Raw genomic sequence first — 16556 nt, forward strand, 5'->3', positions numbered from 1 at the left:
GGCCGCCCCTCCGGGCGGCCTTCTTCGTGCGCGGCTCCTGCCGTGCCGGGGTCTCCGGACGGGGTGGCCCGACTCCCGAGGAGACCGACATGACCATCGCCCCGACCCGCGTGCGCGCCCGCCGGCTGTCCGCCTGCAAGCCGACCGGCCACCTGCAGCTCGGCAACCTGTTCGGCATGATCCTGCCGCTGGTGGCCGGCCAGGACGACACCGAGACCATCACCATGCTCGCCGACCTGCACTCGCTCACCGTCGAGCACGACCCCTCCGCGGTACGCGGGCTGACCCTGGAACAGGCCGCGGTGCTGCTCGCCGCCGGGGTCGACCCGCAACGCTGCACCCTGTACGTCCAGTCCCACCTACCCGAGCACGCCCAACTGCACTACCTGCTGGAATGCGCCACCGGCTACGGCGAGGCACAGCGCATGGTCGCGTTCAAGGAGAAGGCCGCCCGCGGTGAGCAGGTGCGGCTCAGCCTGCTCACCTACCCGGTGCTGATGGCGGCCGACATCCTGCTGCACGACACCGAGCAGGTTCCGGTCGGCGACGACCAGATGCAGCACGTCGAACTGGCTCGGGCCGTGGCGACCCGGTTCAACGGCCGCTACGGCCCGACCTTCACGGTGCCGGTGGCGGTGCCCGCCCCGGTCGCCGCACGGGTGATGGACCTGGCCGACCCGACGGCCAAGATGGGAAAGACCAATGTGGTCAGCGCCGGAGTCATCTCCATCCTGGACGAACCCGACGTCGTACGCCGCAAGGTGATGCGCGCGGTCACCGACAGCGGGAGCACGGTGCGCCGGGACCGGGAGAACCAGCCCGGCGTTACCAACCTGCTGGAGATCTACCAGGCCTGCACCGGGTCGGCCGGCGACTTCGCCTCCTACGGGCAGCTCAAACGGGAGACCGCGGAGGCCGTGGTGGCGGTGCTGAGGCCGATCCAGGAGCGCTACGAGGCTCTGCGGCGACGGCCGGAGGCGGTGGAGCAGGTGCTGCGCGAGGGCGCGTCACGGGCACGCCCGCGGGCCGCCGCCACGTTGCGGCGAGCCGGCGAGGCGATAGGACTCGTCAGCTTCTGATGAGCTTCTTCGTGAAGCAGACCGAGTAGGGGTTGCCGATGTACCTGCCGTACGGCTCGGTCCGCTGGTAGTCGGACGAGTCGAACAGCGCGATCGCCTCAGGCTGGTTCACGCCGGTCTCGAGGATGATCGAGTCCCAGCCCTGGGCGGTGGCCCGTCGTTCCAATGCCGCGAGGATGCGGCGGGCCACCCCGGCGCGGCGATGCGCCGGCAGTACGAACATCCGCCTGATCTCGCCGACACCCGGCGCGGACGGCACGATGCCGCCGCAGCCGACAGGCCTGCCCAGCACGTACGCCACGACGAAACGGGCGTGCGGGTCCAGGGGCGAACGGGTGGTGCCCGGATACCGCGTGAAGAGTTCGTCCTCAGCGGCGAGCACGAGCGCGGTGACATCAGGGTGGGTGATCTCACGGTGCTGGATCAACACCGTCAGGACGCTAGCCAGGGCATGTTTCCGCGTTGTTTCACAAACCGCACAGCGAGGCCGTACACGGTGAGATGGCGGACACTGTCACCGAACCTTTACTTAACAGTGTCCGCCCTGGTACCGCCGCCTAGAGATCGTCGTCGTCGTCGTCATCGTCCGCGGCGCGCAGATCCCGCTCGTCGGGCAGCCACTCGTCGCCCGCGGTGTCGCCCTCCGGGCGCTCCCGCCGCGCCTTGCGGGCCGCGAGCCGCTCCGCGGCCCTCGGCCGCGTGATGTCGTCCTCGAGGCGCTCGTCGGTGAAGCGGTTGCCCGGCGTGAAGTCCTTACCCGCGTAGATCGTGGGCTGCCAGTCGAACTCGCGCTCGCCGATCCGCACCGGGTCGCCCGGCTGCGCGCCGAGCTTGCCCAGCTTCTCCTCGACCCCCAGCCGGGCGAGCCGATCCGCGAGGTAGCCCACCGCCTCGGCGTTGTCGAACATGGTCTGGCGCACCCAGCGCTCAGGCTTGGTGCCCTTGACCACCCAGACGCCCGCGCGGTCCTGCGCGATCTCGAACCCGGAGTCGTCGACCGCCTTCGGGCGCAGCACGATGCGGGTCGGCTCCAGCACCGGCGCGGCCGCCCGGTGCTCCTCCACCATCCGGGCCAGCGCGTACACCAGGTCCTGCAGGCCCTCCCGGGTCGCCGCGCTGACCTGGTAGATCGGCCAGCCGAACTTCTCCAGGTCAGGGGTCGTGATGTCGGCCAGGTCCCGGCCGTCCGGCACGTCGATCTTGTTCAGCACGATGATCCGGGGCCGGTCCCCGAGCCCGCCGTACTGCGCGAGCTCCGCCTCCAGGGCCTCGATGTCGGCCACCGGGTCGCGGTCGGTCTCCAGGGTCGCGGTGTCCACCACGTGGGCCAGCACCGCGGTGCGCTCGATGTGGCGCAGGAACTCCAGGCCCAGGCCCTTGCCCGCGGCCGCGCCCGGGATCAGGCCCGGCACGTCGGCGACGGTGAACACGTGCTCGCCGGCCTGCACCACGCCCAGGTTCGGCACCAGCGTGGTGAACGGGTAGTCGGCGATCTTCGGCTTGGCCGCGGAGATCACCGAGATCAGCGAGGACTTGCCGGCGCTCGGGAAGCCGACCAGGCCCACGTCGGCGACGCTCTTCAGCTCGACGACCACGTCCAGCCGGTCGCCCGGCTCGCCCAGCTCGGCGAAGCCGGGGGCCTTGCGCCGCGCGCTGGCCAGCGCCGCGTTGCCGCGGCCACCCCGGCCGCCCCGGGCGATCTCCAGCGTGGTGCCCGCGCCCACCAGGTCGGCGATGACCTCGCCGTCCAGCGTCTGCACGACCGTGCCCGAGGGCACCTTGAGCACCAGGTCGCCGCCGTTCGCGCCCTCGCGGTTGTTGCCCGCGCCGCCCTTGCCGTTGGTCGCCTTGATGTGCGGGTGGAAGTGGAAGTCCAGCAGGGTGTGCACGTTGGGGTCGACCTGCATCAGGATGCCGCCGCCGTGCCCGCCGTTGCCGCCGTCCGGCCCGCCGAACGGCTTGAACTTCTCGCGGTGGATGGAGATGCAGCCGTGGCCACCGTCACCCGCCTGCAGGTGCAGCACCACACGATCTACGAACGTAGCCACGTTCCATCCTCCACATACATCAACAAAAAACCAGCATATGCCCGCTTGCACCCCGCCCGCCCCCGCCTGCCCCTCGCCGCAACTCTTAAAGAGTCGCGGCCAGGACGGCCTCCTGAGGCCGCATGTCTTTAAGAGTTGCGGCAGGGAGGCAGGGGGCGCGTGCCCCCTAGGGCAGCGCGTGGTGGGGGTCGGGTGTTCCGGTGGGCGGCGTTAGCCGCGTCTCACCTGGGTGTTTCCGGGGGCGGAAACGGCAAAGGCGGGAAGGCGCTTCGCGCGCCCTCCCGCCTCCGACGAACTGTCAGGCCTCGACCGGAACGATGTTCACGGTCTTGCGGCCCCGCTTGAGACCGAACTGCACCGAGCCCGCGGCGAGCGCGAACAGCGTGTCGTCGCCGCCACGGCCGACCAGGTCGCCCGGGTGGAACTTGGTGCCGCGCTGGCGGATGAGGATCTCGCCGGCGCTGACGACCTGACCGCCGAATCGCTTCACGCCGAGCCGCTGGGCGGCGGAGTCGCGACCGTTGCGCGAGCTGGATGCACCCTTTTTATGTGCCATCTCGAGGCCTACTTCCCGCTCTTGATGCCGGTGACCTTGACCTGGGTCAGCGGCTGACGGTGACCCTGCCGCTTGTGGTAGCCGGTCTTGTTCTTGAACTTGTGGATCCGGATCTTCGGGCCCTTGGTGTGGGCCACGACCTCACCGGAAACAGAAACCTTGGCAAGCTTCGCCGCGTCGGTCACCAGGTCGCTGCCATCAACAAGCAGCACTGCGGACAGCGCCACCACGTCGCCGGGCGCGCCCGCGAGCTTCTCGACCTCGATCACGTCGCCCTCGGCGACCTTGTACTGCTTGCCGCCGGTCTTGACGATCGCGTACATGAGACGCGGACTCCTGTCGTAGGTGCTGGCGGTTGGTCCATCGACCCGCGAGGCGAGTCGACTCTTCACTACTTTGTTGCGCTCGGCAGTCCTGGCCGCAGACGGCCGGCACACACGCACGCATGCAGCGCCCTGTCATGGGCACCGTGGAGAAGACTACGTCATGCCCGGCCCGATGCCCAAACCGGGCACCCCCCGGCCCGACACGCGGTGACGGCTGTCACCGCGTGTCGGGGCTGTGCTCACTTGCCGCAGAGCGCGCGGACGGCTTCGCCGCCCTTTTCGAACTCGGGGGTCTCCAGCGCCGCCATCGCCTTCGTGACGTCGCCGCCGGAAGCCGCGATCGCCGGCATGACCTTGTTCAGCGCGGCGATGTCGGACTCGACGGCGGCCTTCAGCTCGGCGTCGTTCACGCCGGCCGCGATCGGGGCCAGCGCGGCCTGGAAGTCGGTGAACGCCTTGGTCAGCTTGCCGACCGCCTCCTGCGCCTTGGCCGGGTCGGCCTTGATCGCGTCCAGCTGCATCGCCAGCTCCATGAGCGGGGCCTTGGCCGCGTCCTCCGCCTTGGTGTACGCGGCGCAGGCGGCGGCCTTGTCCATGGCCGCGGCCGCGGCGCTGGTGGCGGCGGCCGGGATCGACGCCGAGGCGCCCGGGGTCGGGGTGTCGGTGTCGGCACAGGCGGTCATGCCCAGCAGCGCGAGACCGAGGGTGGCGGTGGCCAGAATCCGTCGCATGTTCTTCCTTGTCTATGCGGGGTGATCGGGTGCGCCAGGTCAGCGGGGCACCCGTGCTTACTTGTCATATGGCCGAAGCTTCGGCCCCGTACACGCCGAACCCTCGTTTGTGGCCACCGAGGCAGCCTAGCCACGGTGGCCGACAACGGATTCGGCAGCCTCAGCCGCAGACCTTCGAGGTCTTGTTCTCGTGGAGGTCCAGGGCGGTGCCCTCCAGGATCTCGAGCACCTTGTCGACATCGCCGCCGGCGGCTGTCAGGGCCTGCCCGGCACCGGCCACCGTGGCGATGTCCGCGTCCAGGGCTGCCTTGACCTCGGCATCCGCCGTGTCCGCGGAGAGCTTGGCCAGTTCCCCGCGGTAGACCTCGATCGCCGTGATGAGCGCCGGGACGTGGGTCTTGGCCTTCTCCTCGTCGTCGATCGCCACACCAATGATCTTGGTGCTGGCCGCCAGCACCCCCAGGCCCTTCTCGCTGATGTTCATCATCATGAACGCCAGGCACGTCGCGGCCTTGTCGGCGGTGCCGGTGGGCGCGGCCGGAGCGGCGGACGAGGCGGCCGGGGCCGGAGCGGCCGACGACGAGGACGTGGCCGTGGTCTCGGCCGGGTCGGCGGCGCACGCGGCGGCGCCGAGCAGGGTCAGACTGAGAACGATGGTGGTCATAACACGACGCATGTACGAAAAGGTCCTTTGGCACGTGAGAGATGACGGCAGCGGACAAAGCTGCCCCGGAGCGGTGTGAACGCCCCGGGGCAGCTTAGGGAAGCCTGATGACGGCCCGATAACGGTCTCAGGGACAGATCCTGGCCAAAGGCATGATCCAGGACAGCAGGGCCGGAGTGAGCTTCGCCTCAAGCTCGGAGATCTTGGTGACCCCGTCGAGGAACGCCAGGTCGGCACCGGTCTGCCGGACGTTCGCGGCGACCTGGTCGAAGGCGGCCTTGACCGCGGGGTCGGCGGCGACCGCGCCGACCCCCGTGATCTGGGTCTCCAGGGCGGTGAGCGCCTCGCGCAGCTTGATCTCCGCGGCCTGGGTCTTCGCGGCGTCGGTGCCCGCCCGTGCCTTGAGCACCCCACCGATCGCGGTGGTCAGGTCGGTCCGGGCCTTGCCGTTGAACACCTTGTCGAACTCGGCGCAGACCGCCGCGGCCGCCGTCGAGCCGCTCGGCGCGGGCGCGGCGGCCGCGCTGGACGAGGATGCCGACGGGCTGGGCGTGTCGTCGGCGCATGCGCTCGCGCCGAGCAGGGATCCGGCCACGAGGACGGCGGTCAGGAAACGTCGCATGGAATTGCCTCCAGAGGGGGTGGTGCGGGGGTCGCCGTACGCCGTCAGGCTGCCGGACAGATCTCGTTCAGCGCCTCGTTGGCCGCGGTCAGGTCCGGGCTGAACAGGATCTGCTGCATCTTCGAGGGGTCCTCGGCGAGCTTCTGCGGGTCGCTCAACTGCGCCACCGCGGCGTCCAGGGCCTTGGCGAGGTCCTCCAGCGCCTTGCGCAGCTTCGGGTCGGCGCTCTTGGCCGCTTCCGCCTTCACCGTGGTGGACAGCGTCACGTAGTCCTTGCTCAGCGCGCCGAAGAAGACCTTGACCTTCTCCGGGTCGCTCAGCGACTGGCCGAGCTCCTCGGCCCTGACCACCAGGTTCGCGACGAACTTCTTGCTCTCGGCGATCACCGCCGCACAGGTCGCCTTCGCGTCGGTGGTCCCGGTGACGGCCCCGGAGGCGCCTGGCGCGGCACTCGTGCCCGGGCTCGTCTGCGCCGAAGCCCCGGCCGAGGGCCCCGAGCCCGCGTCGGGCCGCGTCGGGTCGGCGGAGCAGGCGGTGGCGGTCAGCAGGGCCGCGCCGAGCACGGCTGCGGCGAGGAAACGTCGCATAGGGGTCCTCCAGGCTCTGCGGGGGCGGACAGCGAACTGCCCGGGGAATGGTGCACCCATACCCCGGGCAGCTTATGCGAGTCCCCCGCCGGCGGATCAGCCGCGAGCGATCCCTGTCGGTCTACGGGCGGGTGCGCCGCCGACCGCCGCGGCGGGTACGCCGCCTGGTGGGCGTGTCGCCGCCGTCCTCACCGGGCTCCTCGCCCGCTTCGTCGTCGTCCTCGACCGCCGCCGTCTCGTACCGGGACAGGTCGTAGCCCTCGGTGTCGTAGTACCCCGTGTCCGCGGCCGTCGGCTTCTGCTGCTTCGGCGCGGGCGGCGCGGCGGCGGCCTGCTTGACCGGCGCAGGCGGGGCCTGGGCCGGCGGCGCGGCGTGGACCGGCGCGCGGCGCTCGGAGACCGGCTCGGTGTGGATGATGACCCCGCGGCCCTTGCAGTGCTCGCACGGCTCGCTGAACGCCTCCAGCAGGCCCGCGCCGATGCGCTTGCGCGTCATCTGCACCAGGCCCAGCGAGGTGATCTCGGTGACCTGGTGCTTGGTCCGGTCCCGGCCCAGGCACTCGGTCAGCCGGCGCAGCACCAGCTCGCGGTTGCTCTCCAGCACCATGTCGATGAAGTCGATCACCACGATGCCGCCGAGGTCGCGCAGCCGCAGCTGACGCACGATCTCCTCGGCCGCCTCCAGGTTGTTGCGGGTGACCGTCTCCTCGAGGTTGCCGCCGACACCGGTGTACTTGCCGGTGTTGACGTCGACGACGGTCATCGCCTCGGTGCGGTCGAACACCAGGTGGCCGCCGGAGGGCAGGAACACCTTGCGGTCCAGGCCCTTGAGGATCTGCTCGTCGATACGGTACGTCGCGAACACGTCGGACACCCCGGTGTGCCGGTGCACCCGGTCCACCAGGTCGGGCGAGACGTGCCCGAGGTAGGTCTGCACGGTGTCGTAGGCGTTGTCGCCCTGCACCACGAGTTCCTTGAAGTCCTCGTTGAACAGGTCGCGGACCACGCGGACGACCAGGTCCGGCTCGCCGTACAGCAGCGCGGGCGCGCCGCCCTCGGACGCCTTGGCCTGGATGTCCTCCCACTGCGCCTGCAGGCGCAGCACGTCGCGCTCCAGGTCCTCCTCGGAGGCGCCCTCGGCGGCGGTGCGCACGATCACGCCCGCGCCCTCGGGGACCAGCTTCTTGAGGATGTCGCGCAGCCGCTTGCGCTCCACGTCGGACAGCTTGCGGCTGATGCCGGAGGCGTTGCCGTTGGGCACGTACACCAGGTGGCGGCCGGACAGCGCGACGTGGCTGGACAGCCGCGCGCCCTTGTGCCCGATCGGGTCCTTGGTGACCTGCACCAGCACCGAGTCGCCGGACTTCAGCGCCTGCTCGATGGAGCGCTGGCGGCCCTCCAGCCCGGCCGCGTCCCAGTTGACCTCACCGGCGTACAGCACCGCGTTGCGGCCCCGGCCCAGGTCGACGAAGGCGGCCTCCATGCTCGGCAGCACGTTCTGCACCTTGCCCAGGTACACGTTGCCGACCATGGTGGCGGTGGACGCGCGGGTGACGTAGTGCTCGACGAGCACGCCGTCCTCCATGACCGCGATCTGGGTGCGGTCCGGGTTCTCGCGGATCACCATGACCCGGTCGACCGCCTCGCGGCGGGCCAGGAACTCGGACTCGGTCAGGATCGGCGGGCGGGTGCGCCGCTGCTCGCGGCCGTCCCGGCGGCGCTGGCGCTTGGCCTCCAGCCGGGTCGAGCCGGAGACGCCCTGCACCTCGTCGCTGACGGCACGCGGCTCACGGATGCGTACGACCGTGTGCACGCCGTCCTCGGCCTCGGCGCCCTCGTCTCCGGCGCCCTTGCGGCGGCGGCGACGGCGGCGGCGGGTCAGCGGCTCACCGTCGGAGTCGGTCTCCTCCTCCTCGGCCTCGACGGCCTCGGGCTGCTCCTCGTCGCCGTTGTCCTCCGCGCCGCCCTTGCCCCGGCCACGGCCGCGACGGCCCCGGCGGCGGCGGGCGCGCGCGTTCTCCTCGGTCTCGTCCTCTTCCTGCTCCTCGTCGGCGGCGACCGGCTCGGCGGCCTCCGCCTCGACGACGGCCTCCTCCTCGTCCCGACCCCGACGGCGCTTGCGGCGGCGGCCGGTCTCGGCCGGCTCCGCGGGCTCGGCGGGCTCCTCGACCGGCACGGGCCGCGCGGCGGCCACCGGGCGCACCGGTGTGGCCGTGGCCTCGGGGGCCATGAACAGCACGGACGGGGCGAGCCGGCGCGGGGCTTCGCCCACCTGCTCAGCGGCCGCGGCAGCGGCCTCGGCCGCTTCCTCGTCCTCTTCGGCTTCCTCGTCGAGCGCGTCGGCCACGGTGGGCGCGAGCTCCTCGACGGCCGGAAGCACCGGCTCGGTTACGTCATTCGCCCCAGACTCGCCGGAGATGTCCGGCTCTGCGGCTTTCTTCCGGCGTCGCGTCGCCTTCTTGACGGGCGCGGCCTCCTCGGAGGTCTCCCCCACGGCGTCCACCGCCTCCGGCGCGGCAGCCGCGACGGCACGCTTGCGGGTGCGCCGCCGCGCAGGCGCGGCCTCGCCCTCCGCGGCGGCCGCGTCAGGGGCCGCCTCCGGTGCCGTGGGCTGGGCCATCGCGGGCTCAGGCGTCACCGGGGCGGGCTCGGGCGTCGCAGGCGCGCCCGTCACGGCGTCGCCGCCGGTGCTCTCGCCGGTCACGGCACTCGGCTGGTCAGCCGGGGCCGCGCCGGGCGGGTTCTGCGAAACGTTGTCGGCATTCTCGTGCCGATCTGCGGGCTCGTGGTCGAGCATCCGGACTGTTCTCCAGTTCTGGCGGTCCCGGGCGCGTCACAACGCAGCCACTCAGGAGCACCGGTGTTTGCCGCCGGGGTCGCCCGTCAGAGCGCCTGTCGAGGCGCTCGGACGGGCATCCGCCGAAGTCTGCCGAGAGCGGAGACCGGTCGGGTCAACGCTCGCCGATGGCGACGGGGTCGCGATCCACGTCGAGCGGATCCACGATCTCCCCCTGGGGGGTCAGCGTGCCCTGTGCCAGCCGGGTCGCCCTGGCACTTTTCAGTGAATGGGGCGCCGACGGCTCCAGGTCCGCAACCACGCGCAGGCCGGACAGGACGTCATCGGGCCGTACGGAGGGAGTGACCTGCCGCACGACAAGGTCGAGTATCGCACACGGCGCTGCCCCGACCACGTCAGGTGGCGAGGACTGTGACGAGACGGCCGCGATGGACGCCACGGCGTCCCTGGTGTCGAACGTGCGGCGGCCCTGTTTGGTCATACGCTCGACCAGGACCTCACTCTGCGCGACGAACGCCGCCACGGCGGCGGCGAGCTGCTCGTCGCTCACCCCGGGCAGCTCGATGCGCCACGACGAGGCGGTGATCCGGTCGGCCAGGCTGCCCGGCGTGACCGCCTCGACCGCCTCGATCACGTCGAGGCCGGGCGACAGCGACGCGTCCAGCGCCTTGGCCAGGTCCGCCGGGTCGACCCGCTCGCGCAGGCCGATCTCCAGGTACTCCGCCTCGGAGGCCACCCCGGTCGGCGCGGCGCTGGCGAAGGAGATCTTCGGATGCGGGGTGAAACCCTGCGAGAAGGCGATCGGGATGCCCGCCCGGTGGATCGCTCGCTCGACGGCGCGGGCGAAGTCGCGGTGCGAGGTGAACCGCATCGGGCCGCGCTTGGTGTAGCGCAGCCGGATGCGCTGCACGACGGGGGCCTGGCCACCGGTCGGCTGATTCTTGGTGCGTCCCACGTCAGGCCTCCGCGGGCACGCGCAGGCCGGTGTTGACCGGCGTGATGGGCAGCAGCTTCTTGCCGGTGGGCCCGATCTGGATGCTGGTGTCCATGGACGGGCACACGCCGCAGTCGAAGCACGGCGTCCAGCGGCAGTCGTCCTGCTCGTACTCGGTGAGCGCGTCCTGCCAGTCCTGCCAGAGCCAGTCCTTGTCCAGGCCCGAGTCCAGGTGGTCCCAGGGCAGCACCTCGGACTGCTCACGCTCGCGGGTGGTGAACCAGTCCAGGTCCACGCCGAAGCCCGGCAGCACCGCCTCGGCGGCGTCGACCCAGCGGCGGTACGAGAAGTGCTCGCTCCAGCCGTCGAAGCGCCCGCCGTCCTCCCACACCTTGCGGATGACCGCGCCGACGCGGCGGTCACCGCGCGCCAGCAGGCCTTCGATCAGCGAGGGCTCGCCGTCGTGGTAGCGGAAGCCGATGGCGCGGCCCAGCGAGCGGTCCGAGTTGATCTCGTTCTTGAGCGCCTTGAGCCGCGCGTCGATGACCTCGGGGCGCTCCATCGGGGCCCACTGGAACGGGGTGTGCGGCTTGGGCACGAACCCGCCGATGGACACGGTGCAGCGGATGTCCTTGGAGCCGGTCGCCTGGCGGCCCGACTTGATGACGTTGTGCGCCAGCCGGGCGATCTGCAGCACGTCCTCGTCGGTCTCGGTGGGCAGGCCGCACATGAAGTACAGCTTCACCTGCCGCCAGCCGTTGGAGTACGCCGTGGTGACGGTGCGGATCAGGTCCTCCTCCGACACCATCTTGTTGATCACCTTGCGGATGCGCTCCGAGCCGCCCTCGGGCGCGAAGGTCAGACCGGTGCGGCGGCCGTTGCGGGCCAGCTCCTGCGCCAGGTCGATGTTGAACGCGTCCACCCGGGTGCTGGGCAGCGACAGCGAGACGTTGGTGCCCTCGTACTGGTCGGCCAGCCCGGAGCAGATGTCGCCGATCTCGGAGTGGTCGGCGCTGGACAGCGACAGCAGGCCCACCTCGGTGAAGCCGGAGAACTCCAGCCCGTCGTGCACCATCTGCGCCACCGTGGTGATGGAGCGCTCACGCACCGGACGGGTGATCATGCCGGCCTGGCAGAAGCGGCAGCCCCGGGTGCAGCCCCGGAAGATCTCCACGGCGAACCGCTCGTGCACCGTCTCGGCCAGCGGCACCAGCGGCTTCTTCGGGTACGGCCACGCGTCGAGGTCCATGGTGGTGCGCTTGTGCACCCGGAACGGCACACCCGCGCGGTTGGGCACCACACGCTGGATGCGGCCGTCGGGCAGGTAGTCCACGTCGTAGAAGCGCGGCACGTACACCGACTCGGTCTTGGCCAGGCGCAGCAGGATCTCGTCCCGGCCACCCGGACTGCCCTCGCGCTTCCACGCCGCGACGATGTCGGTGATCTCCAGCACGGCTTCCTCGCCGTCGCCGAGCACGGCAGCGTCGACGAAGTCGGCGATCGGCTCCGGGTTGAACGCGGCGTGACCGCCCGCCACCACGATCGGGTGGGATTCGTCACGGTCGGCGGCCAGCAGCGGGATCTGCGCCAGGCTCAGCTCGGTGAGCATGTTGGTGTAGCCGAGCTCGGTCGAGAAGGACAAGCCGAACAGGTCGAAGTCGCCGACGGCACGGTGGCTGTCGACGGTGAACTGCGGCACGCCGCGCTCACGCATCAGCTTCTCGAGGTCGGGCCAGACCGCGTAGGTGCGCTCGGCGAGCACGTCCTCGCGCTCGTTGAGCACCTCGTACAGGATCTGCACGCCCTGGTTGGGCAGGCCGACCTCGTACGCGTCCGGGTACGACAGCACCCAGCGGACGGTGGCCGACTCCCATGGTTTGACCACGGAGCCCAGCTCACCGCCGATGTACTGGATCGGCTTGCTGATCAGAGGCAGCAACTGCTCAAGCTGGGGAAAGACCGACTCGCCACGCATGGGTAACAAGGGTACGCGGTCGCACGGGAGGGCCGGACCTCGGGCGATTGCGAGCCCGATGTCCGGTTGCCACCTGCGTGTCTACTGCTCCGCGTCGCCGGAGCTTCGCTTCGGAGCGTACCGGGACACGTACTCCTGCCCTGTGAGCTGCTGGATGGCCGTCATCACGGTGTCGGTGATCTCGCGCGCGGCGGTGCTCGCCGACTCGGCGTCCTGCCACGCCCCGACCTCGATCGGCTTGCCGAACTTCACCGTGACCTGGCCTGGCTTCAGCGACGGCAGAGCCTGGCCGATCGGCTGCACCTTCTCGGTGCCGATCATGCCGACGGGGATGATCGGCACGTCCGCGGCGAGCGCGAGCCGCGCCACACCGGTGCGGCCGCGGTAGAGCCGCCCGTCGGGCGAACGGGTGCCCTCCGGGTACACGGCGACGAGGCCGCCCTCCTGGAGCACCGGGATCGCCGCGTCGAACGCGCTCAGCGCGGCCCGGCCGCCGGAGCGGTGCACCGGGATCGCGCCCAGGCCGCCCATCAGGGTGCGGAAGAACAGGCCGCTCAGGCCGGTGCCGACGAAGTAGTCCTCCTTGGCCCAGAAGGAGATGTGCCGGCCGACCGCGGAGCCGAGGAACAGCTCGTCGGCCACGGAGAGGTGGTTGCCGGCGAAGATCGCGCCGCCCGTGGCGGGGATGTGCTCCGCACCCTCGATGGTGGGGCGCCAGCCGAGCTTGATCGCGGGCGCCACCGTCCACAATCCGACCGTATAGAGCACCGGCACTTTCTGCCTCCACAGGTGATGAGCTAGCCGGCCAGTGAACTTACCGTAGTCCTCTGAGCGGGCCCATACCCCCGGAACAGATCGCCTATGCGCCCGGAGTCTGAGATACTCCGCGCCCGCCTGCGGGCCTGGACCACGGCACTGAGCTGCGCGCACGTTGCGCCGCATACGGATCGGGGCGCGGCCTGTGACATTTCCGGCACAGGCCGCGCCCCGTTCGTGAACCCGTCAGCTGCGGGTGACCGCCACCGTCACGTTGCCGCCGTCGCCGGCCTCACCCGTGAAGCCGCCGTCGACCGCGCCGTAGCCGACGCTGTCGGCCAGCGTCTCGGCGGCCAGGAACGCCTGGTGCGTACGCACCGCCGCGGCCACCTCATCGGACGCCTGCACGGTCAGCGCGATCCGGTCGGTGATCGCCAGGTCCGCCTCGCGGCGCGCCTGCTGCACCACCCGGACCACGTCGCGGGCCAGCCCCTCGGCCTCCAGCTCCGGGGTGACCGCCGTGTCCAGCACGACCACACCGGCGTCGCCGGGCAGCGGCGCGCTGTGCTCCGCGTCGGCCGCGACCAGCTTCAGCTCGTACTCGCCCTCCTGCAGGGTGACCCCCGAGGCGACCGGGGCCCCGTCGACCAGCGACCAGTCCCCCGACTTCACCGCCTTGATGACCTGCTGCACCGAGCCGCCGACGCGCGGGCCGAGCACCCGCGGCACCACCGTGAGCACCTGCTCGCAGTGACCCGTCAGGTCGTCGCTCAGCTCGACCGACTTCACGTTGACCTCGTCGGCGATCAGCTCGGCGAAGTCGCGCAGCCCGGACGCGTCCGGCGTCGCCACGGTCAGCGACGCCAGCGGCAGCCGCACCCGCAGGCCCTTGGCCTTGCGCAGCGACAGCGCCGCCGAGCAGACCTCGCGCACCCGGTCCATGGTGGCGACCAGGTCGTGGTCGGCCGGCAGCGCCGCCGCGTCCGGCCAGTCGGCCAGGTGCGCCGAGCGCTGCCCGGTCAGGCCGCGCCAGATCTCCTCCGCGGTCAGCGGGGCCAGCGGCGCGACCACCCGGGCCAGCGTCTCCAGCACCGTGTACAGGGTGTCGAAGGCGTCGGCGTCGCCGGCCCAGAAGCGGTCCCGGCTGCGGCGCACGTACCAGTTGGTCAGCGCGTCCAGGTAGGTCCGCACCCCGGCGCAGGCGGCCGAGAGGTCGTACGCGTCGAGCTGGGCCGTCGTGGTCTCCACCAGTTCCCGGGTCTTGGCCAGCACGTACCGGTCGAGCACGTGCGTGGAGTCGGTCCGGGGCCGGGCGGTGTGCCCGGCGGCGTTGGCGTAGAGCGTGAAGAAGTAGTACACGTTCCACAGCGGCAGCAGCACCTGGCGCACCGAGTCCCGGATCCCCGACTCGTTCACCGCCATGTCGCCGCCGCGCAGCACCGGGCTGCTCATCAGCATCCAGCGCATGGCGTCGGCGCCGTAGCGGTCGAACATCTCGTACACGTCGGGGTAGTTGCGCAGGCTCTTGGACATCTTGCGGCCGTCAGACCCCTGCAGGATGCCGTGGCTCACGCAACTGCGGAACGCCGGCCGGTCGAACAGCGCGGTGGCCAGCACGTGCATGGTGTAGAACCAGCCGCGCGTCTGTCCGATGTACTCGACGATGAAGTCGCCCGGGTAGTGGTTCTCGAACCACTCGGTGTTCTCGAACGGGTAGTGCACCTGGGCGAACGGCATCGAGCCCGACTCGAACCAGCAGTCCAGCACCTCCGGCACCCGGCGCATGGTCGAGTTGCCCGTCGGGTCGTCCGGGTTCGGCCGGGTCAGCTCGTCGACGTACGGGCGGTGCAGGTCGGTGACCTTCACGCCGAAGTCCGCCTCCAGCTGCGCCAGCGAGCCGTACACGTCGGTGCGCGGGTAGTTCGGGTCGTCGCTGACCCACACCGGGATCGGCGAGCCCCAGAACCGGTTGCGGCTGATCGACCAGTCCCGGGCGTTGCTCAGCCACTTGCCGAACGAGCCGTCCTTGACGTGCTCCGGAGTCCAGTTGATCTGCTGGTTCAGCTCGACCATGCGGTCGCGGAACGCGGTGACCTTCACGAACCAGCTCGACACCGCCTTGTAGACCAGCGGGGTGTCACACCGCCAGCAGTGCGGGTAGGAGTGCGTGTAGGTCTCGTGGCGCAGCACCACGCCGCGGTCCTTGAGCTCACGGATGATCGACTTGTTGGTGTCGAAGACCTGCTGGCCCTCGTACGCCGGGACCAGCGCGGTGAACCGCGCCCGCTCGTCGACCGTCACCACGGTCGGGATGCCCGCCGCGTTGCAGGTGTTCTGGTCGTCCTCACCGAACGCCGGCGCGAGGTGCACCACCCCGGTGCCGTCCTCGGTGGTCACGAAGTCCGCCCCGAGCACCTGGTACGCGTGCTCGCCCGCGTGGTCCACCAGGTACGGGAACAGCGGCGTGTACCGCTTGCCGACCAGATCCGCGCCCTTGACGGTGCCGGTCTGCTCGTAGCCCTCCAGCTCCTTGGCGTAGTAGCCGAGCCGGGCCGCGCCCAGCAGCAGCTTCTCCCCGTCCTTCTCCATCACCGCGTAGTCGATGTCCGGGCCGACGGCCAGCGCCAGATTGCTCGGCAGGGTCCACGGCGTCGTCGTCCACACCGCGACCTTCTCGCCGCTGTCCAGCTGGAACTTGACGGCCAGCGTCGGGTCCTGCCGGTCCTTGTAGACGTCGTCCATCCGGGTCTCGGTGTTGGACAGCGGCGTCTCGCAGCGCCAGCAGTACGCCAGCACCCGGAAGCCCTCGTACACCAGGCCCTTGTCGTGCAGGGTCTTGAAGGCCCACATGACGCTTTCCATGTAGTCCAGGTCGAGGGTCTTGTAGTCGTTGGCGAAGTCGACCCAGCGGGCCTGCCGGGTGACGTAACGCTCCCACTCGTTGGTGTAGCGCAGCACGGAGGTGCGGCAGGCCTCGTTGAACTCGGCCAGGCCCATGTCGAGGATCTCGGCCTTGGTGGTGATGCCGAGCTGCTTCTCCGCCTCGACCTCGGCCGGCATGCCGTGGGTGTCCCAGCCGAACCGGCGCTCGACCCGGCGGCCGCGCATCGTCTGGTAGCGCGGCACCACGTCCTTGACGTAGCCGGTCAGCAGGTGGCCGTAGTGGGGCAGGCCGTTGGCGAACGGCGGACCGTCGTAGAAGACGAACTCATTCGACCCCTTCACCCCGGCGTCGCGCTGCTCCACGCTGGCCGCGAAGGTCTTGTCGGCGGCCCAGTAGTCGAGCACGCGCCGTTCCAGGGCGGGCAGGTCCGGGCTGGCGGACACGCCGTCGGCCGCGGTGTCGTGCAGTGGGTAAGCCATCGCGGGCTCCTCGTCACACTCGTCACTGTCGTCTCACAGTGCGAGGACGAGCCGGGGCCCGCGGTACCACCTCGCTTGCCCGCCGCAGGTGCACGGCGGACCGCTCGTGTCGGCTGTG

The 16556-nt window shown here is 70.9% G+C and carries 14 protein-coding genes; 1 reads left to right on the plus strand and 13 read right to left on the minus strand.

Annotation, left to right across the window (positions count from 1 at the left end; translation table 11 throughout):
- The first annotated feature begins 89 nt into the window (after positions 1 to 89).
- Positions 90 to 1079, plus strand: coding sequence for a tryptophan--tRNA ligase (trpS, locus tag AB0B66_RS23465; protein WP_360533565.1), 990 nt, complete (start codon positions 90 to 92; stop codon positions 1077 to 1079).
- Here trpS and AB0B66_RS23470 read toward each other — a convergent pair.
- The 13 genes from AB0B66_RS23470 to ileS form a co-directional block, all read right to left on the minus strand.
- Entirely contained in the window at positions 1069 to 1509 is a 441-nt protein-coding gene (locus tag AB0B66_RS23470) for a GNAT family N-acetyltransferase (protein WP_360533568.1), read from the minus strand. The genes trpS and AB0B66_RS23470 overlap by 11 nt on opposite strands.
- Before the next feature lie 127 nt (positions 1510 to 1636).
- Entirely contained in the window at positions 1637 to 3127 is a 1491-nt protein-coding gene (gene obgE, locus AB0B66_RS23475) for a GTPase ObgE (RefSeq protein ID WP_360533571.1), read from the minus strand.
- A 298-nt stretch (positions 3128 to 3425) separates the two neighbouring features.
- On the minus strand, positions 3426 to 3683 hold the full coding sequence (gene rpmA, locus AB0B66_RS23480; RefSeq protein ID WP_191841170.1) for a 50S ribosomal protein L27: 258 nt from the start codon (positions 3681 to 3683) through the stop codon (positions 3426 to 3428).
- Positions 3684 to 3691: 8 nt separating this feature from the next.
- Positions 3692 to 4006 carry a 50S ribosomal protein L21 gene (rplU, locus tag AB0B66_RS23485; RefSeq protein WP_155374923.1) on the minus strand — a complete coding sequence of 105 codons (315 nt, stop codon included), beginning with the start codon at positions 4004 to 4006 and terminating at the stop codon, positions 3692 to 3694.
- A 242-nt stretch (positions 4007 to 4248) separates the two neighbouring features.
- Positions 4249 to 4740, minus strand: coding sequence for a hypothetical protein (locus AB0B66_RS23490; protein ID WP_360533576.1), 492 nt, complete (start codon positions 4738 to 4740; stop codon positions 4249 to 4251).
- Between the two features lie 160 nt (positions 4741 to 4900).
- A complete protein-coding gene (locus AB0B66_RS23495) occupies positions 4901 to 5404 on the minus strand; it encodes a hypothetical protein (RefSeq protein WP_360533579.1) in 504 nt (167 codons plus the stop codon).
- Positions 5405 to 5531: 127 nt separating this feature from the next.
- A complete protein-coding gene (locus AB0B66_RS23500; protein ID WP_360533582.1) occupies positions 5532 to 6026 on the minus strand; it encodes a hypothetical protein in 495 nt (164 codons plus the stop codon).
- A 44-nt stretch (positions 6027 to 6070) separates the two neighbouring features.
- Complete coding sequence (locus AB0B66_RS23505) at positions 6071 to 6613, minus strand: hypothetical protein (protein ID WP_360533585.1); 543 nt, start codon at positions 6611 to 6613, stop codon at positions 6071 to 6073.
- A gap of 121 nt (positions 6614 to 6734) precedes the next feature.
- Entirely contained in the window at positions 6735 to 9317 is a 2583-nt protein-coding gene (locus AB0B66_RS23510; protein WP_360533588.1) for an Rne/Rng family ribonuclease, read from the minus strand.
- 247 nt (positions 9318 to 9564) lie between these two features.
- Positions 9565 to 10320, minus strand: a complete 756-nt coding sequence (locus AB0B66_RS23515) for a TIGR03936 family radical SAM-associated protein (RefSeq protein WP_360533655.1) — start codon at positions 10318 to 10320, stop codon at positions 9565 to 9567.
- 46 nt (positions 10321 to 10366) lie between these two features.
- Positions 10367 to 12319 (minus strand): TIGR03960 family B12-binding radical SAM protein, encoded by a 1953-nt coding sequence (locus tag AB0B66_RS23520; RefSeq protein WP_360533591.1) that lies wholly within the window; start codon positions 12317 to 12319, stop codon positions 10367 to 10369.
- An 81-nt stretch (positions 12320 to 12400) separates the two neighbouring features.
- A complete protein-coding gene (locus AB0B66_RS23525; protein ID WP_360533594.1) occupies positions 12401 to 13093 on the minus strand; it encodes a lysophospholipid acyltransferase family protein in 693 nt (230 codons plus the stop codon).
- 228 nt (positions 13094 to 13321) lie between these two features.
- Positions 13322 to 16438, minus strand: a complete 3117-nt coding sequence (gene ileS / locus AB0B66_RS23530; protein WP_360533597.1) for an isoleucine--tRNA ligase — start codon at positions 16436 to 16438, stop codon at positions 13322 to 13324.
- Between the last annotated feature and the right edge of the window lie 118 nt (positions 16439 to 16556).

The sequence above is a fragment of the Catellatospora sp. NPDC049111 genome, from assembly GCF_040648615.1.
Lineage (GTDB): Bacteria > Actinomycetota > Actinomycetes > Mycobacteriales > Micromonosporaceae > Catellatospora > Catellatospora aurea.

What these genes read in the sequence shown, in the direction of transcription:
- AB0B66_RS23505 (WP_360533585.1), bottom strand. Translation starts at nt 6,613, where the DNA reads ATGCGACGTTTCCTCGCCGCAGCCGTGCTCGGCGCGGCCCTGCTGACC.
- AB0B66_RS23500 (WP_360533582.1), bottom strand. Translation starts at nt 6,026, where the DNA reads ATGCGACGTTTCCTGACCGCCGTCCTCGTGGCCGGATCCCTGCTCGGC.
- AB0B66_RS23495 (WP_360533579.1), bottom strand. Translation starts at nt 5,404, where the DNA reads ATGACCACCATCGTTCTCAGTCTGACCCTGCTCGGCGCCGCCGCGTGC.
- rplU (WP_155374923.1), bottom strand. Translation starts at nt 4,006, where the DNA reads ATGTACGCGATCGTCAAGACCGGCGGCAAGCAGTACAAGGTCGCCGAG.
- AB0B66_RS23490 (WP_360533576.1), bottom strand. Translation starts at nt 4,740, where the DNA reads ATGCGACGGATTCTGGCCACCGCCACCCTCGGTCTCGCGCTGCTGGGC.
- rpmA (WP_191841170.1), bottom strand. Translation starts at nt 3,683, where the DNA reads ATGGCACATAAAAAGGGTGCATCCAGCTCGCGCAACGGTCGCGACTCC.
- ileS (WP_360533597.1), bottom strand. Translation starts at nt 16,438, where the DNA reads ATGGCTTACCCACTGCACGACACCGCGGCCGACGGCGTGTCCGCCAGC.
- AB0B66_RS23520 (WP_360533591.1), bottom strand. Translation starts at nt 12,319, where the DNA reads ATGCGTGGCGAGTCGGTCTTTCCCCAGCTTGAGCAGTTGCTGCCTCTG.
- trpS (WP_360533565.1), top strand. Translation starts at nt 90, where the DNA reads ATGACCATCGCCCCGACCCGCGTGCGCGCCCGCCGGCTGTCCGCCTGC.